Source organism: Streptomyces sp. SAS_270, from assembly GCF_052543295.1.
Map to the genome: position 1 here is coordinate 20,157 of NZ_JBMNDS010000066.1, position 23,777 is coordinate 43,933.

23 protein-coding genes are annotated in these 23,777 nt (G+C 69.9%); 10 read left to right on the forward strand and 13 right to left on the reverse strand.

Annotated elements, in window-relative coordinates:
* Positions 1–90: 90 nt before the first annotated feature.
* The 3 genes from ACN6LB_RS33230 (at position 91) to disA (ending at position 4,362) form a co-directional block, all read left to right on the forward strand.
* Positions 91–1,665: an MFS transporter gene (locus ACN6LB_RS33230; protein WP_445029079.1), complete on the forward strand. Its 1,575-nt coding sequence runs from the start codon at positions 91–93 to the stop codon at positions 1,663–1,665.
* A gap of 94 nt (positions 1,666–1,759) precedes the next feature.
* Positions 1,760–3,169 carry a DNA repair protein RadA gene (gene radA, locus ACN6LB_RS33235; RefSeq protein ID WP_356141598.1) on the forward strand — a complete coding sequence of 470 codons (1,410 nt, stop codon included), beginning with the start codon at positions 1,760–1,762 and terminating at the stop codon, positions 3,167–3,169.
* Positions 3,170–3,237: 68 nt separating this feature from the next.
* Positions 3,238–4,362: a DNA integrity scanning diadenylate cyclase DisA gene (gene disA / locus ACN6LB_RS33240; protein ID WP_356141596.1), complete on the forward strand. Its 1,125-nt coding sequence runs from the start codon at positions 3,238–3,240 to the stop codon at positions 4,360–4,362.
* Positions 4,363–4,471: 109 nt separating this feature from the next.
* On the opposite strand, the gene ACN6LB_RS33245 is transcribed toward disA, so the two are convergent.
* Positions 4,472–5,287, reverse strand: a complete 816-nt coding sequence (locus ACN6LB_RS33245; RefSeq protein WP_445029080.1) for a hypothetical protein — start codon at positions 5,285–5,287, stop codon at positions 4,472–4,474.
* A gap of 247 nt (positions 5,288–5,534) precedes the next feature.
* Between ACN6LB_RS33245 and ACN6LB_RS33250 the strand changes: the two genes are divergently transcribed.
* From ACN6LB_RS33250 to cseC, 5 genes are all read left to right on the forward strand, one after another.
* A complete protein-coding gene (locus ACN6LB_RS33250) occupies positions 5,535–6,458 on the forward strand; it encodes an A/G-specific adenine glycosylase (protein ID WP_445029081.1) in 924 nt (307 codons plus the stop codon).
* Between the two features lie 314 nt (positions 6,459–6,772).
* Entirely contained in the window at positions 6,773–7,324 is a 552-nt protein-coding gene (locus ACN6LB_RS33255) for a SigE family RNA polymerase sigma factor (protein WP_356141590.1), read from the forward strand.
* Positions 7,312–7,980, forward strand: a complete 669-nt coding sequence (locus ACN6LB_RS33260; RefSeq protein WP_445029082.1) for a hypothetical protein — start codon at positions 7,312–7,314, stop codon at positions 7,978–7,980. The genes ACN6LB_RS33255 and ACN6LB_RS33260 overlap by 13 nt, the downstream gene beginning before the upstream one ends.
* 33 nt (positions 7,981–8,013) lie before the next feature.
* The gene (cseB, locus tag ACN6LB_RS33265; RefSeq protein ID WP_445029083.1) at positions 8,014–8,721 is read left to right on the forward strand and encodes a two-component system response regulator CseB; all 708 of its coding nucleotides are present in this window, start codon (positions 8,014–8,016) and stop codon (positions 8,719–8,721) included.
* Between the two features lie 8 nt (positions 8,722–8,729).
* On the forward strand, positions 8,730–10,139 hold the full coding sequence (gene cseC / locus ACN6LB_RS33270; RefSeq protein WP_445029084.1) for a two-component system sensor histidine kinase CseC: 1,410 nt from the start codon (positions 8,730–8,732) through the stop codon (positions 10,137–10,139).
* An 83-nt stretch (positions 10,140–10,222) separates the two neighbouring features.
* Here the strand turns inward: cseC and ACN6LB_RS33275 are convergent, their stop codons facing one another.
* Positions 10,223–11,827, reverse strand: coding sequence for an MDR family MFS transporter (locus tag ACN6LB_RS33275; RefSeq protein WP_445029085.1), 1,605 nt, complete (start codon positions 11,825–11,827; stop codon positions 10,223–10,225).
* A gap of 221 nt (positions 11,828–12,048) precedes the next feature.
* Between ACN6LB_RS33275 and ACN6LB_RS33280 the strand changes: the two genes are divergently transcribed.
* A complete protein-coding gene (locus tag ACN6LB_RS33280; RefSeq protein ID WP_445029086.1) occupies positions 12,049–12,636 on the forward strand; it encodes a TetR/AcrR family transcriptional regulator in 588 nt (195 codons plus the stop codon).
* Between the two features lie 11 nt (positions 12,637–12,647).
* Here the strand turns inward: ACN6LB_RS33280 and ACN6LB_RS33285 are convergent, their stop codons facing one another.
* The 4 genes from ACN6LB_RS33285 to ACN6LB_RS33300 form a co-directional block, all read right to left on the reverse strand.
* Positions 12,648–13,406 carry a M23 family metallopeptidase gene (locus tag ACN6LB_RS33285; RefSeq protein WP_445029087.1) on the reverse strand — a complete coding sequence of 253 codons (759 nt, stop codon included), beginning with the start codon at positions 13,404–13,406 and terminating at the stop codon, positions 12,648–12,650.
* A gap of 404 nt (positions 13,407–13,810) precedes the next feature.
* Complete coding sequence (locus ACN6LB_RS33290; RefSeq protein ID WP_445029088.1) at positions 13,811–14,455, reverse strand: GOLPH3/VPS74 family protein; 645 nt, start codon at positions 14,453–14,455, stop codon at positions 13,811–13,813.
* Positions 14,456–14,562: 107 nt separating this feature from the next.
* Positions 14,563–15,225, reverse strand: coding sequence for a response regulator (locus ACN6LB_RS33295; RefSeq protein WP_445029089.1), 663 nt, complete (start codon positions 15,223–15,225; stop codon positions 14,563–14,565).
* A 94-nt stretch (positions 15,226–15,319) separates the two neighbouring features.
* Positions 15,320–17,848, reverse strand: a complete 2,529-nt coding sequence (locus tag ACN6LB_RS33300; protein ID WP_356141570.1) for an ATP-dependent Clp protease ATP-binding subunit — start codon at positions 17,846–17,848, stop codon at positions 15,320–15,322.
* Positions 17,849–18,289: 441 nt separating this feature from the next.
* Between ACN6LB_RS33300 and ACN6LB_RS33305 the strand changes: the two genes are divergently transcribed.
* Complete coding sequence (locus ACN6LB_RS33305; protein WP_356141568.1) at positions 18,290–18,883, forward strand: SCO3374 family protein; 594 nt, start codon at positions 18,290–18,292, stop codon at positions 18,881–18,883.
* Here the strand turns inward: ACN6LB_RS33305 and ACN6LB_RS33310 are convergent.
* The 7 genes from ACN6LB_RS33310 to nadC form a co-directional block, all read right to left on the reverse strand.
* Positions 18,862–19,197, reverse strand: coding sequence for a histone-like nucleoid-structuring protein Lsr2 (locus ACN6LB_RS33310; RefSeq protein WP_356141625.1), 336 nt, complete (start codon positions 19,195–19,197; stop codon positions 18,862–18,864). The genes ACN6LB_RS33305 and ACN6LB_RS33310 overlap by 22 nt on opposite strands.
* 226 nt (positions 19,198–19,423) lie before the next feature.
* Entirely contained in the window at positions 19,424–20,005 is a 582-nt protein-coding gene (locus ACN6LB_RS33315; protein WP_445029090.1) for an amino-acid N-acetyltransferase, read from the reverse strand.
* Between the two features lie 9 nt (positions 20,006–20,014).
* Positions 20,015–20,416, reverse strand: coding sequence for a BlaI/MecI/CopY family transcriptional regulator (locus tag ACN6LB_RS33320; protein WP_445029099.1), 402 nt, complete (start codon positions 20,414–20,416; stop codon positions 20,015–20,017).
* Positions 20,417–20,593: 177 nt separating this feature from the next.
* On the reverse strand, positions 20,594–20,773 hold the full coding sequence (locus ACN6LB_RS33325; RefSeq protein WP_356141562.1) for a hypothetical protein: 180 nt from the start codon (positions 20,771–20,773) through the stop codon (positions 20,594–20,596).
* Between the two features lie 92 nt (positions 20,774–20,865).
* Positions 20,866–21,492 carry a hypothetical protein gene (locus ACN6LB_RS33330; protein WP_445029100.1) on the reverse strand — a complete coding sequence of 209 codons (627 nt, stop codon included), beginning with the start codon at positions 21,490–21,492 and terminating at the stop codon, positions 20,866–20,868.
* A gap of 497 nt (positions 21,493–21,989) precedes the next feature.
* The gene (locus tag ACN6LB_RS33335) at positions 21,990–22,787 is read right to left on the reverse strand and encodes a type III pantothenate kinase (protein WP_356146826.1); all 798 of its coding nucleotides are present in this window, start codon (positions 22,785–22,787) and stop codon (positions 21,990–21,992) included.
* A 7-nt stretch (positions 22,788–22,794) separates the two neighbouring features.
* Positions 22,795–23,772: a carboxylating nicotinate-nucleotide diphosphorylase gene (gene nadC, locus ACN6LB_RS33340; protein ID WP_356146867.1), complete on the reverse strand. Its 978-nt coding sequence runs from the start codon at positions 23,770–23,772 to the stop codon at positions 22,795–22,797.
* Positions 23,773–23,777: the final 5 nt, after the last annotated feature.

The window sequence follows — 23,777 nt, forward strand, 5'->3', positions numbered from 1 at the left end:
CTCCGCCCCCAGACCCCCGTTTCGCCCCAAGGGCTCGTCCTCAAACGCCGGACGGGCTCAAGACTCCAGACTTCCCCCTAGGGACTGCTCATGTCTGAAACAGACGCACCCCGTCTCCCCCTCGGCACCCTCATCGCCGGCTGTCTGGCCGTCTGTCTCGCGCAGATCGGTCTGGCCATGCCGGCCACTCTCAACGGCCTGTTCCAGGAGCATCTGCACCCGGTGGGCTCGCAGTTGACCTGGATATCGGACGCGTTCCTGCTGCCGGTCGCCGTGCTGGAGCTGTCCTTCGGTGTGCTCGGCGACCTCTTCGGGCGCAAGCGGCTGCTGGTCGGCGGTGCGGCGCTGCTGTGCGCCGGCGAAGTGGTCGCCGCCTCCAGTTCGGGCGTCCACCAGCTGTGGGTGGGACAGGCGCTCGCCGGGCTCGGCGCGGCGGCACTGTTCCCGACCTCGCTCGCGATGATCGCCGCCGGTACCCACGGGGCGGCCCAGCGTGCCCGCGCCATCGCCGTGTGGGCGTCCAGCCTGTCCGCGGGCGGCTTCCTCGCGCCGCTGCTCGGCGGCATCACCGGGACCTACGGCTCCTGGCGCGCGGCGTTCGTGGTGGTCGCCGTGGTCGCCGCCGTCAGCGCGCTGGTCAGCGTCGTGTTCGCCGCCGACTCCGCGGCCCCGGAGGGGCGTTCGCTCGACATCGCCGGCCAGGTCACCATCGGCGTCGGCCTCTTCGCGCTCCTGTACGCCGTCATCCAGGGGCCCGCGGACGGGTGGGCGTCGACGTGGGTGGTCGTGGCCTTCGTCGTCGCGGCGGTCTTCATCGGCCTGTTCATCGCGGCCGAGAACCGGGCCCGCTCGCCGCTGCTGCGCCTCGACCTGTTCCGCGACCGCTCCTTCGCGATCGCGTCCGTCGTCTCGGTCATCGGCATGTTCAGCTTCCTCGGCACGGCGTACGCGGCGAGCATCCGGCTCGGCCCGATCCAGCACCAGAGCCCGATGCGGACGTCCTTCGCCTTCCTGCTCCTCAGCGGTCTGACCCCGTTCCTGACACCGGTCACCTCCCGCCTCCTCAGCCGGGTCTCCCCGCGTACGACGCTCACGGCGGGGCTCGCGCTGATCGCGGCCGGCGACTTCCTCGCGGCCACGCTGGCCGTCGACGACCGGGCGCTGACCTCGCTGATCCTGCCGCTGGGTCTGGTCGGCACGGGCTTCGCGTTCACGGTGTCGTCGATCACCGCGACCGCCGTCAACACCGTGCCCGTCCATCTCGCGGGCATGGCCAGCGCCTCCACCAACCTGCTGCGCGACTTCGGCTTCACCCTCGGCCCGGCCGTCATCGGCGCGGTCGCGCTGAGCCAGGCCGCCTCACAGGTCACCGCCTCCCTCGGTACGGCGTCGCTGGGCGCGGAGTCGAAGGCGGCCGCGCACGAGGTCCTCAAGGAGGGCGGCCCGCTCGCCCTCAACTCGGTGCCGCCGAACTCCCCGCCGGGCGCGGCCCGCTCCTTCGCCCTCGACGCGCTCGGCCACGGCTACTCCATCGGCTTCGTGGTGTGCGGCAGCGCGGCCCTGTTCTCGGCGCTGCTGGTGCTGTTCGCGTTGCGCGGCCGTACCGAGAAGACGGCCGAGGAGACGGAGACGGGGAAGGAGACGGCGGTGGCCGTCACGGGATGAGCGCCCGGGCGTACGCGGGCCGCGGCGGAGCCGCAACCGCCCGGCCCGCGTACGCCCGACGGTGATGTCAGTGGCCTGGGCTACGGTTTCGTCCATGGCTGCCCGTACGAAAACCGCGAAGGACCGGCCGTCCTACCGCTGCACCGAGTGCGGCTGGCAGACGGCCAAGTGGCTCGGCCGCTGCCCCGAGTGCCAGGCGTGGGGGACGGTCGAGGAGTACGGCGCGCCCGCGGTCCGCACGACGACACCCGGCCGTGTCACCACCTCCGCGGTTCCCATCGGCGAGGTCGACGGCCGCCAGGCCACCGCCCGCTCCACCGGCGTACCGGAGCTGGACCGCGTCCTCGGCGGCGGCCTGGTCCCCGGCGCCGTCGTCCTCCTCGCGGGCGAGCCCGGCGTCGGCAAGTCCACACTCCTGCTGGACGTGGCGGCCAAGGCGGCGAGCGACGAGCACCGCACGCTGTATGTCACGGGTGAGGAGTCGGCGAGCCAGGTGCGGCTGCGCGCCGACCGCATCAAGGCGATCGACGACCACCTGTATCTCGCCGCCGAGACCGACCTGGCCGCCGTCCTCGGCCACTTGGACGCGGTGAAGCCGTCCCTGCTCGTCCTCGACTCCGTCCAGACCGTGGCCTCCCCGGAGATCGACGGCGCACCCGGCGGCATGGCCCAGGTGCGGGAGGTCGCCGGGGCGCTGATCCGCGCCTCCAAGGACCGGGGCATGTCCACCCTCCTGGTCGGCCATGTCACCAAGGACGGTGCGATCGCCGGGCCCCGGCTGCTGGAACACCTGGTGGACGTGGTGCTCCAGTTCGAGGGCGACCGGCACGCGCGGCTCCGGCTCGTACGAGGGGTCAAGAACCGTTACGGCACCACGGACGAGGTCGGCTGCTTCGAGCTGCACGACGAGGGGATCACGGGCCTTGCCGACCCCTCCGGCCTCTTCCTCACCCGCCGAGCCGAGCCGGTCCCCGGCACCTGCCTGACCGTCACCCTGGAGGGCCGCCGCCCGCTCGTCGCCGAGGTCCAGGCGCTCACCGTCGACTCGCAGATCCCCTCCCCGCGGCGCACCACCTCGGGGCTGGAGACCTCCCGGGTGTCGATGATGCTCGCCGTTCTGGAGCAGCGCGGCCGGATCACCGCCCTCGGAAAGCGGGACATCTACTCCGCGACGGTCGGCGGCGTGAAGCTCTCCGAACCGGCCGCGGACCTCGCGATCGCCCTCGCCCTCGCCTCCGCCGCGAGCGACACCCCGCTGCCCAAGAACCTTGTCGCGATCGGCGAAGTGGGCCTTGCAGGCGAGGTCAGACGGGTCACGGGGGTCCAGCGCCGGCTGGCCGAAGCCCACCGTCTGGGCTTCACACATGCCCTCGTACCGACCGACCCGGGCAAGATCCCTCCCGGTATGAAGGTCCTGGAAGTCGCCGACATGGGCGACGCGCTGCGGGTGCTTCCGCGCTCTCGTCGGCGAGAGGCCCCACGGGAGGAGGAAGACCGCCGGTAGACTTTGCCCTGGTCTCGCCCGTCCGTACGAACAGAGGGCGACCGGAAACCCGCGACCGGAGGAGTGCAGTGGCAGCCAACGACCGGGCAGCAGCTCCCGGAAAGTCCGGTGGGAGCTCCGGTGCCGATGGCCTGATGCGCGCCTCACTGAGCGCCGTGGCACCCGGCACGGCGCTGCGCGACGGGCTTGAGCGGATTCTCCGCGGCAACACCGGCGGACTCATCGTGCTCGGCTGGGACAAGACCGTCGAGTCGATGTGCACCGGCGGATTCGTCCTGGACGTCGACTTCTCGGCGACCCGTCTGCGCGAGCTGTGCAAGCTCGACGGCGGCATCGTTGTCGACAAGGACATCACCAAGATCCTTCGGGCGGGCGTGCAGCTGGTGCCCGACCCGACCATCCCCACCGAGGAGACGGGTACCCGGCACCGCACCGCGGACCGCGTCTCCAAGCAGGTCGGCTTCCCGGTCGTCTCGGTCTCCCAGTCGATGCGCCTGATCGCCCTGTACGTCGACGGTCAGCGCCGTGTGCTGGAGGACTCCGCCGCGATCCTCTCCCGCGCCAACCAGGCCCTCGCGACCCTGGAGCGCTACAAGCTCCGTCTCGACGAGGTCGCGGGCACGCTCTCCGCGCTGGAGATCGAGGACCTGGTCACCGTCCGGGATGTCTCGGCGGTCGCCCAGCGCCTCGAAATGGTGCGCCGGATCGCCACCGAGATCGCCGAGTACGTCGTCGAGCTGGGCACGGACGGGCGCCTGCTCGCCCTCCAGCTGGACGAGTTGATCGCCGGTGTGGAGCCCGAACGCGAGCTGGTCGTCCGGGACTACGTGCCCGAGCCGACCGCGAAGCGCTCCCGCACGGTCGACGAGGCCCTCTTCGAGCTGGACGCGCTGACCCACGCGGAGCTTCTCGAACTCTCCACCGTGGCCCGCGGATTGGGCTACACCGGCTCTCCCGAGGCGCTCGACTCCGCGGTGTCCCCGCGCGGCTTCCGCCTCCTCGCCAAGGTGCCCCGGCTGCCCGGCGCGATCATCGACCGCCTCGTGGAGCACTTCGGCGGCCTGCAGAAGCTGCTCGCCGCCAGCGTGGACGACCTCCAGACCGTCGACGGTGTCGGGGAGGCGCGGGCGCGGAGTGTGCGCGAGGGGCTGTCGCGGCTGGCGGAGTCGTCGATTCTTGAGCGTTACGTGTAACTACGGCGGATCTTGGGCGTCACGTGTGGCCACGGCGGATTTCGGGGCGCGCGTCACACCCTCGGGCGCTCGGGGTGATCGTCGGACCCCGGGCGCCCTTTGCTCGTTCTCAGTCCTTCTCCAGCACGAAGGACGCCTGGGCCTTGGCCAGACCAGGGGCCTTCGCCTCGACCAGGTAGGTGCCTGCGGTGGCGGACCCGGCCGGAGGCGTGGCGCACGCGGCGGCGCTGGGCTTGCGGTCCCACTCGACGGTGTAGGTGATCTGGCTGCCGGCCGGGACGCGGAGGAGGACCGCGGCGGCACTCCTGGGGCAGTCACCGGAGGACCAGTAGGCGTCGTCGCCACCCGCCTGAGTGATCGTCACCACGGCGTTCTTCGGACCGAAGTCGACCTTGCAGTCGCTGCCCGAGGTGTTCTTGGCGACCAGTTCCAGGGTGGGCTTCTCATCGGGCGCGTAGGTGTTGTGGACACTGCGCAGCGTCAACTTCACCCCGCCCGCAGTGCAGTTGGGAATGCTGGATCCGGCCGGAAGCTGATCCGCGGAGCCGGCCCCGCTCTTGGACCCGTCGTCCGAGTTCCCCCCGGAGCCGGAACCCGACCCGGACCCGGAACCACCGTCGTCCCCCGACGATCCGCCGGACCCGGAAGCTGACCCCGAACCGCCCGAGTCACTCCCGCTCGACTCGTCGCGCCCGCCCGGGTGTTGACTGATCGCCGGCCCAGAACTGGAGGGCCCGGGAGTGATGGTCTGCGCGGGGTTCTTCCCGTTCGAACCGTTCCCGTTGTTCTTCCCGCCTCCGCCACCGGAGCCGACCACCCACACGATGAGCAGCGCCAACAGCGCCACCATGCACAGCAGAACGGCCCTCCGTCGCCAGTAGATGGTGGAGGGAAGCGGCCCGACCGGATTGCGCATAGATCCCACGGCGCAAACTCTACGAGAGATCCGACCCTTCGCTCGCCCCACCCGCCGCCCCGGCCCGCAACTTTTCCGGATCATCATCCCGGCCAAGCCCGTTGAGGCGATCGGCGGCCACGCACGGCCACGCTCAACCACAGACAGCGACACAGAGCGACACACCCGAAGCCGCTTCACGCGCCCGAAGGTGAACCGCCATGGACCGCAAGGCGCCCCACCCACCGGCGCCCCGTCATGGCAGGATCGACACGTCATGACTGCACCAGCGCACACCACCGCGAACACCGCCGCCCGCACCGCCCTTGGCGAGGCCCTCCACACCCCGGTCATCGCATGGTTCGACGAGCACGCACGTGATCTCCCCTGGCGTCATCCCGACGCGGGCCCCTGGGGAGTGATGGTCAGCGAGTTCATGCTCCAGCAGACGCCGGTCAGCCGTGTGCTGCCCGTCTACGAGCAGTGGCTGGCCCGCTGGCCGCGCCCCGCCGACCTGGCCGGGGAGGCGCCGGGCGAGGCCGTCCGCGCCTGGGGCCGGCTCGGCTACCCGCGCCGCGCCCTGCGTCTGCACGGCGCCGCGGTCGCCATAACGGAACGGCACGGCGGCGACGTACCCGCCGACCACGCGCAGCTCCTCGCGCTGCCGGGCATCGGCGAGTACACGGCCGCGGCGGTCGCGTCCTTCGCGTACGGCAGGCGCCACGCCGTCCTCGACACGAACGTGCGCCGGGTGTTCGCCCGCGCGGTCACCGGCGTCCAGTACCCGCCCAACGCCACCACCGCCGCCGAGCGCAAGCTCGCCCGCGCCCTGCTCCCCGACGACGAGGGCAGGGCGTCGCGCTGGGCCGCCGCGTCGATGGAGCTGGGCGCGCTGGTCTGCACGGCGAAGAACGAGAGCTGCCGGCGCTGTCCGATCGCGGCGCAGTGTGCCTGGCTGCTGGCGGGGAAGCCGGAGCACGACGGGCCGCCGCGGCGCGCTCAGACGTACGCGGGCACGGACCGTCAGGTCCGCGGCAGGCTCCTGGCCGTCCTGCGGGAGGCGGTCACCGCGGTCCCGCAGGCCGAGCTGGACCGCGTATGGGAGGAACCGGTGCAGCGGGCCCGCGCACTGGACGGCCTCGTGTCCGACGGTCTGGTGGAACCTCTCCCGGGCGGCCTGTACCGCCTGCCGTTGACGTAACGGTCGACGTAACAGGCGGGTGCGTTGCCCACTGGGCCCCAACGGGCGCTCAAATCCACCCAACCAGGGCATAACCGCAGGTCGCCTTACCCACTCCCTACTTCCGTTACACAACCGACGGACAGCCGAGTGCTTGCCGCAGGCCGGCCCGGACAACGCCGTGACAACCCCTCCGTAGCTTCATTGCCGTACCGCACAGACAGCCGCTCCACAGCGGAACGACAGCGGTTCACAGGTAGCGGGCAGACGGACACCCGACAGCAGACCGCAGGAAGCGGCAGGCAGGTCGGAAACGGGGATGGAGGCGGTTGATCATGGCGCACGGCGAGGTGCTCGAATTCGAGGAGTACGTCCGCACTCGGCAGGACGCGCTGCTGCGCAGTGCCCGCCGCCTCGTCCCCGACCCGGTCGACGCCCAGGACCTCCTGCAGACCGCGCTCGTACGGACGTACGGCCGCTGGGACGGCATCGCGGACAAGCGGCTGGCCGACGCCTACCTGCGCCGCGTCATGATCAACACGCGGACCGAGTGGTGGCGGGCGCGCAAGCTCGAAGAGGTTCCGACCGAGCAGCTGCCGGACGCGAGCGTCGACGACTCGACCGAGCAGCACGCCGACCGCGCCCTGCTCATGGACATCATGAAGGTGCTGGCACCCAAGCAGCGCAGTGTCGTGGTGCTGCGACACTGGGAGCAGATGTCCACGGAGGAGACGGCCGCCGCCCTCGGCATGTCGGCCGGTACGGTCAAGAGCACACTGCACCGGGCCCTGGCCCGGCTCCGCGAGGAGCTGGAGAGCCGGGACCTCGAGGAGCGCGGCGCACGCGCACTCGAAGCGAGTGAGGAGCGGGAGCGTTGCGCGGCCTAGGAACAGGGGCCAGGCAGGTCCTGAAGGCGGGGAGTACGGCAGCGGCCGCGCTCACCGCCCTCGGCCTTTTGACGTCCGGCTGCGCCACCGGGGGAACGGGCGCCCGCGACGAGGGCCCGGCCCACGACGCCGACACGGTGGCGGCCGCGCCGACCCCCTCGGCCTCGGTGTCCGCCTCCGCGTCCGCCTCGCCCGCCCAAGCAGCGAAGCGGGTGGACGCGGTCAAGCTGATACAGGACGATCCGAAGGTCAGCGCGTCGGTCAAGGGCGACCTGAAGCCGTGCGTGGGCGACGAGTACCCGGTCGACGTGTCGTACGGGGAGCTGACCGGGGGGTCCGCGAGCGACATCGTGGTCAACGTGATGACCTGCGGTGACGCGGTCGGGGTCGGCTCGTACGTGTATCGCCGGCAGGGCAGCGGGTACCAGAATGTCTTCAAGGCCGAGGAGCCTCCGGTCTACGCGGAGATCGACCGGGGCGACCTGGTGGTCACGCAGCAGTTGTACGAGAAGGGCGACCCGGTGACGTATCCGTCCAGCGAAGAAGTGATCACCTACAGCTGGGCGACGACGCACTTCAAGGCGGACTCGCGCACGCGCAACAACTACAGCAACGCGGTGGGCGGCACCGACACGGCCACGCCCGACGCCGGCTGAGCCCTGAGACCTGAAAGCAGACGGAGCAGCCGGATGGCAGAGCAGACCCACGTCCTGTTCGTCGAGGACGACGACGTCATTCGCGAGGCCACGCAGCTCGCCCTGGAGCGCGACGGCTTCGCGGTGACCGCCATGCCCGACGGGCTGTCGGGCCTGGAGGCGTTCCGTGCCGACCGTCCCGACATCGCGCTCCTGGACGTGATGGTGCCCGGCCTCGACGGCGTCAGCCTGTGCCGCCGTATCCGCGACGAGTCGACCGTCCCCGTGATCATGCTCTCCGCGCGCGCCGACTCGATCGACGTGGTGCTGGGCCTGGAGGCGGGCGCCGACGACTACGTGACGAAGCCCTTCGACGGAGCGGTCCTGGTCGCCCGTATCCGCGCGGTGCTGCGCCGCTTCGGCCACGCCGGCGGTCCCGCGGGCGGCGCCGGGGGCGGACCGGATGCGGTCGACGGCGGTGTGCTGTCCTTCGGCGAGCTGGAGATCGACACGGAGGGCATGGAGGTCCGCAGGGGTGGTACGCCGGTGGCGCTCACGCCCACCGAGATGCGGCTGCTCCTGGAGTTCTCGTCCGCGCCCGGTACGGTACTGAGCCGCGACAAGCTGCTCGAACGTGTGTGGGACTACGGCTGGGGTGGCGACACCCGTGTCGTGGACGTCCATGTGCAGCGGCTGCGTACGAAGATCGGCCAGGACCGGATCGAGACGGTCCGCGGCTTCGGCTACAAGTTGAAGGCCTGAGCAGGGGTATGCGGGGGATTTTTCAGCGCCTGGTTCCGGGCGGCCGTACGGGATTCAATGACCACTCGGGTATCCGTACGGGCATCCGGTGGAAGCTCAGCGCGGCGATCGCGCTGGTCGGCGCGCTGGTGGCGGTCGCGCTGAGCCTGGTGGTGCACAACGCGGCGCGCGTCTCGATGCTCGACAACGGGCGCGATCTGGCGAACGAGCGCCTCCAGGTCGTACAGCGCTTCTACGACTCCAACCGGCCGCAGACCGGCTTCGGCCAGAACTTCGGCGTGAAGATCGACGACCCGGCCATTCCGCGGGACCTGCTGTTGAAGGTCTCGCAGGGGCGGCGGGCCACCTATGTGTCGGACAGCCACAGCGGGGCGCCCGACATCTGGGCGGCGGTACCGCTGCGGGACGGCCGTGTCCTGTCGCTGCACAAACGGTTCACCGACCGCAACGCCAAGGTCATGGACGACCTCGACCAGGCGCTGGTCATCGGCTCGATCGCGGTCGTCTTCGGCGGCTGCGCGCTCGGTGTGCTCATCGGCGGCCAGCTGTCACGGCGGCTGCGCAAGGCCGCGGTGGCGGCCAACCAGGTGGCCAAGGGCGAGACCGACGTCCGTGTACGGGACGCCATCGGCGGTGTCGTACGGGACGAGACCGACGATCTCGCGCGGGCCGTGGACGCGATGGCCGACGCGCTCCAGCAGCGCATCGAGGCCGAGCGCCGGGTCACCGCCGACATCGCGCACGAGCTGCGCACCCCGGTCACCGGCCTGCTCACCGCGGCCGAACTCCTGCCCCCGGGCCGTCCGACGGAGCTCGTACGGGACCGGGCGCAGGCCATGCGGACCCTCGTGGAGGACGTCCTGGAGGTCGCGCGGCTCGACGGCGCGTCCGAGCGGGCCGAGTTGCAGGACATCATGCTGGGCGAGTTCGTGGCGCGGCGGGTGACCGCGAAGGACCCCGCCATCGAGGTGCGGGTGGTGCACGAGTCGGAGGTCACGACGGACCCGCGGCGCCTGGAGCGCGTGCTGTTCAACCTTCTGGCGAACGCCGCGCGGCACGGCAAGCCGCCGATCGAGGTCTCCGTCGAGGGCCGCGTGATCCGCGTACGCGACCACGGTCCCGGCTTCCCCGAGGAGCTCCTCGCCGACGGCCCGAGCCGCTTCCGCACGGGCAGCAGCGACCGCGCGGGCCGCGGCCACGGGCTGGGGCTCACCATCGCGGCAGGCCAGGCCCGGGTGTTGGGCGCCCGGCTGACCTTCCGCAACGTGCGGCCGGCGGGCGCCCCGGACGGCGTACCCGCCGAGGGCGCGGTCGCGGTCCTGTGGCTGCCGGAGCACGCGCCGACGAACACGGGGAGCTATCCGATGCTGCCTACGTCGGGCGGCGAGCGGCGGCCGAATCCGAGGCCGGGCGGCTGAGCGGCGGCCGGCCCCGACGCCGGACGCAAAAGAGAGAAGGCCCCCGGGGCGGACAACGCCGGGGGCCTTCGTACTGCCGGAGGTCAGACCGCTCCTGCCACGGCCTCGGTCTCCTTGGACGGCGACTCGCCCGCCGCCGCGTCCTCCGCCGGCTTCGGAGCGGAGCCCCGCAGCGGGACCTCCTTGACGAACACCGAGGCGACCAGCGCGACCAGCGCGATGACGGACCCCAGCAGGAACGCGGAGTGCGTGCCGCTGGACACCGCGTGCTTGTAGGCGTCCTGGGCCGCCTCGGGGAGCTTGGCCATGCTCGCCGCGTCCAGCTGGGCGGACTTCTCGGTCATCTTGGAGCCCAGCGCTCCGGCGCGCTCGCTCATCACGTCCTGGACCCGGTTGTTGAACAGCGCGCCCATGATCGCGACGCCGAAGGACGAGCCGAGGGTGCGGAACAGGGTCGTCGAGGAGGACGCGACGCCCATGTCCTTCATCTCGACGCTGTTCTGCGCGACCAGCATGGTGACCTGCATCAGGCAACCCATACCGGCGCCGAGGACGGCCATGTAGAGCCCCGACGTCAGACGGGTGGTGTCGGTGTCCATCTCGGAGAGCAGGAAGAGCCCGACCGACATCAGCACACCGCCGACGATCGGGAAGATCTTGTACTTGCCGTAGTTGGTGGTGACCCGGCCCGCGACCATCGAGGTGACCAGCATCGCGCCGAGCATCGGCAGGAGCAGCAGTCCGGAGTTGGTCGCGGACGCGCCCTGCACGGACTGCTGGTACAGCGGCAGGAAGAGTACGGCGCCGAACATCACGAAGCCGGTGATGAAGCCGATGACGGACATCAGCGAGAAGTTGCGGCTGCGGAAGATGTGCAGCGGCATGACCGGCTCGGCGGCCTTGGTCTGCCAGAAGAGGAAGCCGACGAGCGCGGCGACGCCGATCCCGATGAGCTCCATGATCATGGCCGAGCCCCAGGCGTACTCGCTGCCGCCCCAGGTGGTGACGAGCACGATGGAGGTGATGCCGACGGTCAGCAGACCGGCGCCCAGATAGTCGATGCGCGCCTGCGACCGCTTCTTCGGCAGATGCAGTACGGCACTGACGGCGGCCAGCGCCACGGCGCCCAGCGGCAGGTTGATGTAGAACGACCAGCGCCAGCCGAGGTGGTCGGTGATGGTGCCGCCGACAAGCGGTCCGGCGATCATCGCGAGCGCCATCACGCCGGCCATCATGCCCTGGTACTTGCCGCGCTCCCGCGGCGGGATCAGGTCGCCGATGATGGCCATGACGCCGACCATCAGACCGCCGGCGCCGAGCCCCTGGATCGCGCGGAAGCCGATGAGCTCGTCCATGTTCTGGGCCATGCCGCTGAGCGCGGACCCGAGCAGGAAGATCACGATCGACGTGAGGAAGGCGCCCTTGCGCCCGTACATGTCACCGATCTTGCCCCAGAGCGGGGTGGAGGCCGCGGTCGCGAGCGTGTATGCGGTGACCACCCACGACAGGCGCTCCAGGCCGCCCAGCTCGCCCACGATCGTGGGCATCGCGGTGCCGACGATCATGTTGTCGAGCATGGCCAGCAGCATCGCGATCATCAGCGCGAGGACCACGACGCGCACACTGCGCGCTGGTTTCTCCTTTGCGGCGGTCTCGGCGACCGCGTCCGTTCCCGTGTTGTCCGCCATCGTTCCCACTCCCCTAGGTACATGCGGTACTTCTGCACTGCTGTGCGTCTGCACTGCCGTGCGTCTCTGCTTCTGCCTTCACTCGGCTACTTACTTGCCGCCCGGCTAGTTGGCTACACTGAGGGAAGATAGACCCGTAACTAGCCGGGCGTCAAGTACGTTTCTACGGTCGGTCGGCGGTCCGTCGACGAGCATTCTCGGGGAGCGTGAGGAGTACGAAGATGGGCGGCACCATGGACGGCACCAAGCGGCAGCGGCGAGGGGACACCCGCCAGCGCATCCAGGACGTGGCGCTCCAACTCTTCTCCGAGCAGGGCTACGAGAAGACCTCCCTGCGCGAGATCGCGGAGCACCTCGACGTCACGAAGGCGGCGCTCTACTACCACTTCAAGACCAAGGAAGAGATCCTCATCAGCCTCTTCCAGGACCTGACACGGCCGCTGGACGAGCTGATCGACTGGGCCAAACAGCAGCCGCACACCCTGGAGACCAAGCAGGAGGTCCTGCGCCGCTACAGCGAGGCCCTGACCGGCGCGGCCCCGCTCTTCCGCTTCATGCAGGAGAACCAGGCGACGGTGCGCGAGCTGAGCGTCGGCGAGACCTTCAAGGACCGCATGCTGGCGATGCTCGACATCATCAAGGAACCGGAGTCCGCCCTGACCGACCAGGTCCGCTGCGTCAGCGCGCTCTTCACGATGCACGCCGGAATGTTCGTCCTCAAGGACGTCGAAGGCGACCCCGAGGACAAGCGCAAGGCAGTCCTGGAGGTCGCGATCGATCTGGTGACCCAGGCGCACGGCGGCGCCTGATCACCCAGGGGTCAGACCGTGACGCCCTTGGAGCGCAGGAAGGCGACGGGGTCGACGGCGGACCCGAAGTTCGCGGTCGTACGGATCTCGAAGTGCAGGTGCGGCCCGCTGGAGTTCCCGGTGCTGCCGGAGCGCGCGATGTGCTGCCCGGTGGCCACGACCTGCCCGACCCTCACGTCGATCCGGGACAGGTGGGCGTACTGCGAGTAGGTCCCGTTGCCGTGCCTGATGACGATGGCGTTGCCGTACGCGGACCCGTCACCGGCGCCGTTGCCGCCGGCCTTGACGACGGTGCCGCCGTGCGCGGCGACGACCTGGGTTCCGGTGGCCACCGCGAAGTCCTGGCCGCTGTGCGTGGACGACCACATGTTGCCGGCCTGCGCGAAGCTCGCGGAGAGCTTGTACTTGCGCACCGGGTCGACCCAGGAGACGGCCTTCTTGGCAGCGGCACGCTTCGCCGTGGCGGTGGCCTTCTTGGCAGCGGCACGCTTCGCCGTGGCGGCGGCCTTCTTGGCAGCGGCACGCTTCGCCGTGGCGGCGGCCTTCTTGGCGGCCACCTTGGCATGGGCGGCGGCCTTGGCCTGAGCGGCGGCCTGCGTCTGCAGTGCGGTGGCCGCGGTGTCGGTGCCGCTCGCGGCGAGGGAGGTGTCGGCGGCGGTCGCGACCCCGGCACCCAGTACGGCCGACATTCCCAGCCCGACGGCCACCACGGCGGTGCGGGTACGGAGCAGGGACGTTCGGGACTGGCGGATCGTGGCGCGCTTCGACATGGAGACCTCGACAGGACGGGGACGGGACACAGAAACCACCCGGCGCCAGGCACTCGCCGGATGGACCATCCCTTGGTAACCCCGACCCCCGCCGACCCCCAAAACACCGATCTACGACGTTCGCTCGTAGTTCATCCGAAAACTTCCCTCTTCTTGACAGACATCCCACCAGGAGCGATCTGCCCGATTTCTTCCAGAAGCAAGGTTTAACCGCACTCCACCGGGTCCCGCTCCTCCCTCACGGCATCCTCCACTACCCGCCTTAGTAACGGACATATCGCCTGTGCGTCATGTCACCGGGCGGCGGAAGCGGGGCCCTGCCGCCTGTGACGCGCACTACGCCGAAACGCCCGGTCCACCCCGGTCGGAGCAGGGCTTTTTCGATGGCGTCCGGCGCGGGCGCGTCAGCTGCCGCCCATCCCACCCTGCGCGGCGATCATCGTGGTGCGCATGCCGTGCACCGCCGTCTCCAGGCCCGGCGCGAGTTCACCGAGCCGGCCGGTCAGGGCGTCGATCCGCGCACGGTGCCGGCGCCGGTCCTCTCCGGACACCACCGAGCCGATCCGGCCGGCCGCAGCCAGCGCGACCAGGGCGGCATCCTCCAGGGCGACCTCCTGCGGCGAATCGGCGGCGCGCAGGACCGCGGTCACGCGTGCCCGCAGCGCCCGTACGGCATCCGGGTCCCGCACGGTCGTGTGCCGCCCGGACAGGACCGGGATCCGGCCGTCCTCGACGGTGAGCTGTCCACGTGCCGCAAGTCGGTCCTCCACGGCTTGCAGTGTCTGCGTCCTGTTGCGCCGCGCCAGGTGCTTCCAGCCGTGGGTGGATGCGGCGACCTCGTCCAGCACACCGTCCAGGACCGGATCGCCCACCGGGCCGGGCTCGGCCACCCGCACCGCCCCTTCGCGCTCCGTCAGGTGGCCGCGCAGGGTGAGGTCGACGAGCGCGGCGACCCGGACCAGGAACCCGGTCCGGGTGCGGTCGTAGGGGCCGCGCGCCGCCTCGTCGTAGGCCAGCAGGTACATCCGGTGGGGCAGGGCATCCGTCATGCCTGCGACGCTACGGCGCCGGCGCCCGCCCGTGATCGACCTGAAGGGGCACTTCGCGATGGGCCGCCAGGATCACCCGCGCGGCTCCTCCTCCCTGGGGAGGAGGTTCACTGGCCGCGCGGCCGGACCAGACCGTGGTCGTAGGCGGCGACCACCGCCTGGACGCGGTCCCGCAGCCCCAGCTTGCGCAGCACCGCAGCCAGGTGCCGCTTGACCGTGGCCTCGGACAGGGACAGCCGGCGGGCGATCTCCGTGTTGGACAGCGCCTGCCCGATCAGGGTCAGCACCTCGATCTCGCGCGCGGACAGGCCGGTCAGCGCGGGCGGCGTCGGGCGCGCGTCCGGCGCCGTGCGCAGAAAGCGCTCCAGCAGCCGGTGGGTCAGGCCCGGCGCGAGCATCGTGTCCCCGCGCACCACGGCCCGGATCGCCCCGACGAGCTCGGCGGACTCCATCTCCTTGAGCAGGTACCCGTCGGCACCCGCCCGCAGCGCCGCCAGCACGTGTTCGTCCTCGTCGAACGTGGTCAGCATCAGCACCCGGGCCGTGCTGCCGGAGGCCACGATCTGCCGGGTGGCCTCGATTCCGTCCATGCCGGGCATCCGGATGTCCATCAGGACCACGTCCGGCCGCGTGCGGTGGGTCAACTGCACCGCCTGCCGTCCGTCACCCGCCTCGCCCACCACCGTCAGGTCGTCCCAGGAATCGATCACCAGACGGAAGCCGGTGCGCAGCAGTTCTTCGTCGTCGGCCACTACGACCCGGATCGTCATGAACGGCATCCCATCAACGGCGTTGCGAAAAAGGGGCTGCCCCGGGACCGAAGTCCCGGGGCAGCCCCTTCAGTTCCTCAGGCGGACCCGGAGGTCACGCCTCCTTGCTCAGGTTGGGACCGGCGCCGCCGGCCGCCTGCTCGATCGGCGGGACGTCGGGCAGCGCCGACTTCTCCTCGCCGCGGAAGGTGAAGGTCTGGGTCTCGCCCTCGCCCTCCGTGTCCACGACCACGATGTGACCGGGACGCAGCTCGCCGAAGAGGATCTTCTCGGAGAGCGAGTCCTCGATCTCGCGCTGGATCGTGCGCCGCAGCGGCCGCGCGCCCAGGACGGGGTCGTAGCCCTTCTTGGACAGCAGCTCCTTGGCGGCCTGGGAGAGCTCGATGCCCATGTCCCGGTCCTTGAGGCGCTCGTCCACCTTGCCGATCATCAGGTCAACGATCTTGAGGATGTCGTCCTGCGTCAGCTGCGGGAAGACGACCACGTCGTCGACGCGGTTGAGGAACTCGGGACGGAAGTGCTGCTTGAGCTCGTCCGAGACCTTGTTCTTCATGCGCTCGTAGTTCGACTTCTTGTCACCCGAGGCCGCGAAGCCCAGGTTGAAGCCCTTGGAGATGTCCCGCGTGCCGAGGTTGGTCGTCATGATGATGACCGTGTTCTTGAAGTCCACGACCCGGCCCTGGGAGTCGGTCAGGCGACCGTCCTCCAGGATCTGCAGCAGCGAGTTGAAGATGTCCGGGTGGGCCTTCTCGACCTCGTCGAACAGGACGACGGAGAACGGCTTGCGGCGGACCTTCTCGGTCAGCTGACCGCCCTCTTCGTAGCCCACGTATCCGGGGGGCGAACCGAAGAGACGCGACACCGTGTGCTTCTCGCTGAACTCCGACATGTCGAGGGAGATCAGCGCGTCCTCGTCACCGAAGAGGAACTCGGCCAGGGCCTTGCTCAGCTCGGTCTTACCGACACCGGACGGACCCGCGAAGATGAACGAACCACCGGGGCGCTTCGGGTCCTTCAGACCGGCACGCGTACGGCGGATCGCCTTCGAGAGCGCCTTGACGGCGTCCTTCTGGCCGATGACCCGCTTGTGGAGCTCGTCCTCCATGCGCAGCAGGCGGCTCGACTCCTCCTCGGTCAGCTTGAAGACCGGGATGCCCGTCGCGGTCGCGAGGACCTCGGCGATCAGCTCGCCGTCGACCTCGGCGACGACGTCCATGTCGCCGGCCTTCCACTCCTTCTCCCGCTTGGCCTTGGCGGCCAGCAGCTGCTTCTCCTTGTCGCGCAGAGAGGCGGCCTTCTCGAAGTCCTGCGAGTCGATCGCGGACTCCTTGTCGCGGCGGACGCCGGCGATCTTCTCGTCGAACTCACGGAGGTCCGGCGGCGCGGTCATCCGGCGGATGCGCATCCGGGAACCGGCCTCGTCGATCAGGTCGATCGCCTTGTCCGGCAGGAAGCGGTCGGAGATGTACCGGTCGGCGAGCGTGGCCGCCTGCACCAGGGCCTCGTCCGTGATGGACACGCGGTGGTGCGCCTCGTAGCGGTCGCGCAGGCCCTTGAGGATCTCGATCGTGTGGGGGAGGGAAGGCTCCGCCACCTGGATCGGCTGGAAGCGGCGCTCAAGGGCCGCGTCCTTCTCGAGGTGCTTGCGGTACTCGTCGAGCGTCGTGGCACCGATGGTCTGCAGCTCGCCTCGCGCCAGCATCGGCTTGAGGATGGAGGCCGCGTCGATCGCGCCTTCGGCGGCGCCCGCACCGACCAGCGTGTGCAGCTCGTCGATGAACAGGATGATGTCGCCGCGGGTGCGGATCTCCTTGAGGACCTTCTTCAGGCGCTCCTCGAAGTCACCGCGGTAGCGGGAGCCGGCGACCAGCGCGCCGAGGTCCAGGGTGTAGAGGTGCTTGTCCTTGAGGGTCTCGGGCACCTCGCCCTTGACGATGGCCTGCGCCAGGCCCTCGACGACGGCGGTCTTGCCGACGCCGGGCTCGCCGATGAGGACCGGGTTGTTCTTCGTACGACGGGACAGCACCTGCATGACCCGCTCGATCTCCTTCTCGCGCCCGATGACCGGGTCGAGCTTGGACTCACGAGCGGCCTGGGTGAGGTTCCGGCCGAACTGGTCGAGGACCAGGGACGTCGAGGGGGTGCCCTCGGCAGGACCACCACTGGCGCCGGCGGTCTCCTTGCCCTGGTAACCGGAGAGCAGCTGGATGACCTGCTGCCGCACCCGGTTGAGGTCTGCGCCCAGCTTGACCAGGACCTGGGCGGCGACGCCCTCGCCCTCACGGATCAGGCCGAGCAGGATGTGCTCCGTGCCGATGTAGTTGTGGCCCAGCTGAAGGGCCTCGCGGAGCGACAGCTCCAGGACCTTCTTGGCACGGGGGGTGAAGGGGATGTGCCCGGACGGGGCCTGCTGCCCCTGCCCGATGATCTCCTCCACCTGCTGGCGGACCGCCTCGAGCGAAATCCCGAGGCTCTCCAGGGCCTTAGCGGCGACACCCTCACCCTCGTGGATCAGGCCCAGGAGGATGTGCTCGGTGCCGATGTAGTTGTGGTTGAGCATCCGGGCTTCTTCCTGAGCCAGGACGACAACCCGCCGCGCGCGGTCGGTGAACCTCTCGAACATCGTTAATCGCTCCTCAGAGCGGTCAGGCAGTAAGGGGACGCTCCCCTCCCTGTCCTTCCGCAGCTTAGTCCCGCAAGCGGGGACCGCTCATTCCAACTGCCGACACCGGACCGAGAACCAACACAGCCTCCTGACCCCGAACGCCGACATATGCTCCAACCTGATGGTGCGAGACGATGTTCCCGCAGGCCAGGCAGATACCCTCACCATCTGTACGCCGATGGCGAACGTGAGATGCCCGAGCCACGCGTGTCGCCCCTCCCACTAGGGATGTCTTACCCGCACGCACTGACACTCCATGCCGCGCGCACCGGTTCCCTCCGCTACGGGCGAACAACCTTGCGCTGCCCCACGCTCTTGAACGCCCCCCAGATCCGCACTGTGCGCATTCACCGGGACACCCAGCGTAACTCCGGGGCCTTTCTCGCTGTTGCTCCTGTCATGGTTCCCACGAGCCCCACCGTTCCTCTCCCCCGTCGGCCGCTCGACACGGGCGATCCCGTACGGCACTGGTATGAGAACGCACTGGGCTGGGCAACCGTGCCCGGTCGTCCTGAAAATTCCGGATATCCGGTGGAATTGGTGACGGGGCTGCGCTTTGACGTCCTGGAGGTACCGGCGGAGGCGGGCTTCGCGGCGCTGCGGCATCTGGGCCCCGCCTCTCCAGTGGTCCTCCACGGAGACCGGATGCGGGTTCTGGTGGCGGCGGGCGGCGCGGACGAACTGCCGGGGCTGCTCGACTGGCTGGAGTGGGGCTCCCTCGCGCTGGATCTCAGCGGGATCGGCGCGGGCGGAACCATGGCGGCTCCCCCGCCGCCGGGCCTGGACGGTTCACAGGCCGGGTCGCAGGGGGCCGCCATGTGGCTGCGGCCCCCCGAGCCGGGGTGCGAGATCGAACCCTCGCTGCCGACACTGTCGGCCGTTGGGGGCGTGGGGGGCGCCCCCGACCTCGTACGACTTGTGGACACGATGGCAACGCAATGCCACCGGGTACGACTGCGGAGCGCGAGCGCTCAGCCGTTGGCCTTCTCGTAGGCCTCGCGAATGGACGCGGGAACGCGGCCACGGTCGTTGACCTCGTAACCGTTCTCCTTGGCCCACGCGCGGATCTGCGCGGTGTCCTGGCTGCCACCCGAAGCGGCGCGCGCCTTTCCGCGTCCACCCGAAGAACGGCCTCCGGTACGACGACCACCCTTCACGTAGGGCTCAAGAAGGCCACGCAGCTTGTCCGCATTGGCGGTCGTGAGATCGATCTCGTACGTCTTGCCGTCCAGCGCGAACGTCACGGTCTCGTCCGCCTCGCCACCGTCGAGGTCGTCGACAAGAAGGACCTGAACCTTCTGTGCCACCGGATTTCCTTTCATCGATAACTTGAGGGCCGAGGTCTGCGGCGACAGCCGCTGTTTCACGTCCCCTGTTATATGCAGTACTGCAGTACGTCGGAAAGCAAACCGCTTTTGCCGGAAAAACACAAACCCCTGGGGGAGACTCATCTGCTCCGGGAAGACCGGAAACGTGCGCGTTTCGGACATAGGGAACCTGGGCATGGAGCTCCGCCGGAATAGCTGTCGGCGATCACAGATGCAGAAGCATCCGACTGTTGCCCAAGGTGTTCGGTTTCACTCGTTCGAGACCGAGGAACTCTGCCACGCCCTCGTCATAGGAACGCAGTAGCTCGGCGTAGACGTCTGTGTCAACGGGTGTCTCACCGATCTCCACGAAGCCGTGCTTCGCGAAGAAGTCCACTTCGAAGGTCAGACAGAAAACCCTGCGAACACCGAGCCAACGGGCTGTCTGCAGCAACTTCTCCAGCAACTGATGGCCCACGCCGGCGCCCTTGAGCGCGGGGTTCACCGCGAGAGTGCGCACTTCCGCGAGGTCTTCCCACATCACGTGCAGTGCGCCGCAGCCGACCACCTCTGCGTTGTCGTCCCGTTCCGCGACCCAGAACTCCTGGATGTCCTCGTAAAGCGTCACCGTTGCTTTGTCGAGCAGGATGCGGCGTCGGACGTTCGCGTCAAGGAGGCGGCGCACGGCCGCGACATCGCCGGTCCTGGCCCGGCGGACGGTGACGGCTTTTGCGGTGGCTTCGCGAGGCTCCGCGGGAAGCGCCGCGGGAAGCTCTGTCGGAAGCTCTGCGGGATGCTCTGCTGGCATGTGCGGACGCTATCGCCCGGTGTCGTCCCGGACCGAGGCGGGGTTCTCGTCGGGGCGATCGGGGGTTCCCCGCGTTTCGGTCGCTTCGGGGCCTTGCACCATGCGTACGGCGTCGGTCAGAGCCTGCCGCTGTTCCTCACTCATCATCCCGAAGAAGGCGACGAGAGCGGCCGCCGGGTTGTCACTCTGCGACCAGGCGTCGTTCATCAGCGCGGCGGCGTAGGCGGCCCTGGTGGAGACCGCCTCATATCGATAGGCCCGGCCTTCCGCCTCGCGGCGTACCCAGCCCTTCTGATGGAGATTGTCCAAAACGGTCATCACCGTGGTGTACGCGATGGACCGTTCCTGCTGAAGGTCTTCCAGGACTTCTCGAACGGTCACCGGGCGGTTCCACTTCCACACCCGCGTCATGACCGCGTCTTCGAGTTCTCCCAATGGGCGAGGCACCCTCAGAACAATAGTGGGAGATGTCACTAATGGCGTGGCGGACGTGCGCTTTCACCGACAAACAGGAACAAAAAGGGCGTACGACTCGGAAAAATGAGTCGTACGCCGGTGGGGCGGGACCGCTCGGAGGCCGCTCGGATCTCAGGTGTCGGTGTCCCGGGAGGCCTGGCGGGTGTGTTCCGCGCTCGCGAGGGCCGCGTCGACGAACGCGTCCTCCTTGGCCTTGTTCGCACCGCCCTGCGTCTTCACGATCGTCACGATCAGCCCGATGAAGAACACGGCCATCACTACGGGGGGCACGAGCGCGGAGACGTAGTCCATGGCTCCAGAGTAGCGAAGCGGATCCGGGGAAGTGCGGGCGCGTTCCCCGTGCCGGGCGGCGTGGAGACGTGCCTGGACTTCCCCGGAGCGGCTCAGCCCGCCGCGAGTTGCTGCGGCGGGTTCGCCGGGGGCGGGGTCGGCTTGCGGCGAGGGGGGAAGACCTCGCCGGGGGTGGGGATGGGGCGGGGGGTCTTGACCGGGGGGCGGGCTGCCGGATCGCCGGGCTTTCCCGCGGGCCTTTCCGTGGGCTTCTTCGCCGGTTCGCCGGCTGCTCGGCCGCCCGGGAGGGCGTGCAGACGGGTGCGGGATGCCGGGACTGTGGCGGTGACGGCGGCGGTGGCGCGGCCGCGGTCTGCGAGGCGGGTGCGTACGTCCTGCTCGGCGAGGGTGCGGCAGCGGTACAGGAGGGCTGCGGCGGCGGGGTTGCCGCGCAGGGCGCGGAGCGCGGCGAGGTCGTCGGGGTTCGGCCGGTAGCCGTTGCCGAGGACTTCCTCCAGGAGGGCGAGGTAGCCGGCGGCGGTGCCGGGCAGGGCCGCCCGGTAGCGGGTGAGGTCGGCCAGCAGAAAGGCCCGGAGCCTGGCCCCCTCGCGGGTCGCCTCGTCGACGGACTCGGCGACACGGAGACAGTCCTGGACGTCCTCGGCCGAGGCGGGGCTGGGGTGGAGGGCGAGGGCGAGAGCGCGACGGAGCACACGCAGCTCCTCCGCACCGAACGCCATGCCGCCGCGGGATCCGTATGGCGTGGGCATGCGGCGACGATACGCGCTAATCAGACAAAATCCGCGTTTTGCTGGCGGGGGCGCCTTGGGTCGTGTCGCAGGGGGGTGCGGTGGGTGGGTCGGGTCCGTGCCGGTACGTCTTGCCCGTCGCCGCGTGGGCGTACTGCCCGGGAGTCGAGTACGGCGGAGCTTGGCTGGGGGCCGGCTACGCGACGGGCAGAGACGTACCGGCACGGACCCTTCCGTGCGTACACGACTGCGGGTGCGTGGGGGCGTGCGTGTGGCGCTGGGGGCCGGCGAAGCCTCGTTTCTGCGGGCAATCGTGCCGCCAGGGGCGGCACGGGTGGGCGCAGCGGCACCTCGTAAGCGCCGAGTTGCGTGACCCACCCCCGGCCGGCACCCACACCGGGCGCGAAGGAAACAAAGGGTGAGAGGGGTTTGCCCACCCACCCCGGGTGACCGTTCAAGCGGAGGGTGCCCGGGGCCGGTGGACGTGGTCAGGTGCGGGAGACGTTGCGTTCGTAGACCAGGCGGAGGCCGATGAGGGTGAGCCAGGGCTCGTGTTCGTCGATGACCGAGGCCTCGCCGAGGACCATCGGAGCAAGTCCACCCGTGGCGATGACCGTGACGTCGTCCGGGTCGTCGGCGAGTTCGCGGGCCATCCGGGTCACGACCCCGTCGACCTGCCCGGCGAACCCGTAGACGATGCCCGCCTGCATGGCCTCGACGGTGTTCTTGCCGATCACCGCACGCGGACGGGCCAGCTCGATCTTGCGGAGCTGCGCGCCGCGGACCCCGAGGGCCTCGACGGAGATCTCGATGCCCGGGGCGATCACGCCGCCCGTGTACTCGCCGCGCGCCGAGACCGCGTCGAAGGTGGTGGCCGTGCCGAAGTCGACGACGATCGCCGGGCCCCCGTAGAGCTCGACCGCCGCGACCGCGTTGATGATGCGGTCGGCGCCGACCTCCTTGGGGTTGTCCATCAGGATCGGAACGCCGGTCTTGATGCCGGGTTCGACCAGGACGGCCGGTACGTCTCCGTAGTAGCGGCGTGTCACCTCGCGCAGCTCGTGCAGGACCGAGGGGACGGTCGAGCAGATGGCGATGCCGTCGATACCGTCGCCGAGTTCGTCGCCGAGCAGCGGGTGCATCCCCATCAGGCCCTGGAGGAGCACGGCGAGCTCGTCCGCGGTGCGACGGGCGTCCGTGGAGATGCGCCAGTGCTCGACGATCTCCTCGCCGTCGAAGAGGCCGAGGCCGGTGTGTGTGTTGCCCACGTCGATGGTCAGCAGCATGACCGCGTTACTCCGCAGCTCGCAGGTCGAGGCCGATGTCCAGGATCGGCGCGGAGTGGGTCAGCGCGCCCACCGCGAGATAGTCGACGCCCGTCTTCGCGTACGCCTCGGCATTGCCGAGGGTGAGGCGGCCCGAGGCCTCCAGGAGGGCGCGGCCGGCGACGAGGGCGACGGCCTCCTCGCACTCGGTGGGCGTGAAGTTGTCCAGAAGGATCAGGTCGGCGCCCGCGTCGACGACCTCGCGCAGCTGGTGCAGGGTGTCGACCTCGACCTCGATCGGCAGCTCGGGGAAGAGCTCGCGGACCGCCTTGAAGGCCTGGGCGACACCGCCCGCGGCGACCACGTGGTTGTCCTTGACCAGGGCCGCGTCCGAGAGGGACATGCGGTGGTTGACGCCGCCGCCGCACCGTACGGCGAACTTCTCCAGGGAGCGCAGTCCCGGCGTCGTCTTGCGGGTGTCGCGGACGCGGGCCTTGGTGCCCTCCAGAACGTCCGCCCACGCGCGCGTGGCCGTCGCGATGCCGGAGAGGCGGCACAGGAGGTTCAGCGCGCTGCGTTCGGCCGTCAGGAGGTCCCTGGTGAGGGTGGTGACGGAGAGGAGCTTCTGTCCGGCTTCGACGCGGTCGCCGTCCTCGACGTGCCGCTCCACTTCGAACTCGTCGGTGCAGACGACCGAGATGACGGCTTCGGCGACGCGCAGACCGGCGACGACGCCCGCCTCGCGGGCGGTGAAGTCGGCGGTGGCGACGGCGTCCTCGGGGATCGTCGCGACGGTCGTGACATCCACGCCGTGGTCCAGGTCTTCCTGGATCGCCACGTTCGCGATGTCCTCGACCTCGACGGGGTCGAGGCCGGCGTCGGCGAGGAGCTGCGCGAGCGCGGGGTCGAGGCCGCACTCCATGTACGCCTCGTCCGTGTCGGCGCCGCAGGCGCAGCCGTCGCCGCAGCCGCCGCTCTCGGCGAGGGGAAGGTCGGGGGTGCTCACTTCGG

Coding starts and splice junctions, on each gene's coding strand:
- ACN6LB_RS33315 (WP_445029090.1), bottom strand. CDS start 20,005: ATGCCAGCAGAGCATCCCGCAGAGCTTCCGACAGAGCTTCCCGCGGCG.
- ACN6LB_RS33325 (WP_356141562.1), bottom strand. CDS start 20,773: ATGGACTACGTCTCCGCGCTCGTGCCCCCCGTAGTGATGGCCGTGTTC.
- ACN6LB_RS33285 (WP_445029087.1), bottom strand. CDS start 13,406: ATGTCGAAGCGCGCCACGATCCGCCAGTCCCGAACGTCCCTGCTCCGT.
- ACN6LB_RS33330 (WP_445029100.1), bottom strand. CDS start 21,492: ATGGCGTTCGGTGCGGAGGAGCTGCGTGTGCTCCGTCGCGCTCTCGCC.
- ACN6LB_RS33280 (WP_445029086.1), top strand. CDS start 12,049: ATGGGCGGCACCATGGACGGCACCAAGCGGCAGCGGCGAGGGGACACC.
- ACN6LB_RS33335 (WP_356146826.1), bottom strand. CDS start 22,787: ATGCTGCTGACCATCGACGTGGGCAACACACACACCGGCCTCGGCCTC.
- ACN6LB_RS33305 (WP_356141568.1), top strand. CDS start 18,290: ATGGTTCCCACGAGCCCCACCGTTCCTCTCCCCCGTCGGCCGCTCGAC.
- ACN6LB_RS33230 (WP_445029079.1), top strand. CDS start 91: ATGTCTGAAACAGACGCACCCCGTCTCCCCCTCGGCACCCTCATCGCC.
- ACN6LB_RS33300 (WP_356141570.1), bottom strand. CDS start 17,848: ATGTTCGAGAGGTTCACCGACCGCGCGCGGCGGGTTGTCGTCCTGGCT.
- cseC (WP_445029084.1), top strand. CDS start 8,730: ATGCGGGGGATTTTTCAGCGCCTGGTTCCGGGCGGCCGTACGGGATTC.
- ACN6LB_RS33275 (WP_445029085.1), bottom strand. CDS start 11,827: ATGGCGGACAACACGGGAACGGACGCGGTCGCCGAGACCGCCGCAAAG.
- ACN6LB_RS33255 (WP_356141590.1), top strand. CDS start 6,773: ATGGCGCACGGCGAGGTGCTCGAATTCGAGGAGTACGTCCGCACTCGG.
- ACN6LB_RS33295 (WP_445029089.1), bottom strand. CDS start 15,225: ATGACGATCCGGGTCGTAGTGGCCGACGACGAAGAACTGCTGCGCACC.
- cseB (WP_445029083.1), top strand. CDS start 8,014: ATGGCAGAGCAGACCCACGTCCTGTTCGTCGAGGACGACGACGTCATT.
- radA (WP_356141598.1), top strand. CDS start 1,760: ATGGCTGCCCGTACGAAAACCGCGAAGGACCGGCCGTCCTACCGCTGC.
- ACN6LB_RS33290 (WP_445029088.1), bottom strand. CDS start 14,455: ATGACGGATGCCCTGCCCCACCGGATGTACCTGCTGGCCTACGACGAG.
- ACN6LB_RS33250 (WP_445029081.1), top strand. CDS start 5,535: ATGACTGCACCAGCGCACACCACCGCGAACACCGCCGCCCGCACCGCC.
- ACN6LB_RS33320 (WP_445029099.1), bottom strand. CDS start 20,416: ATGACGCGGGTGTGGAAGTGGAACCGCCCGGTGACCGTTCGAGAAGTC.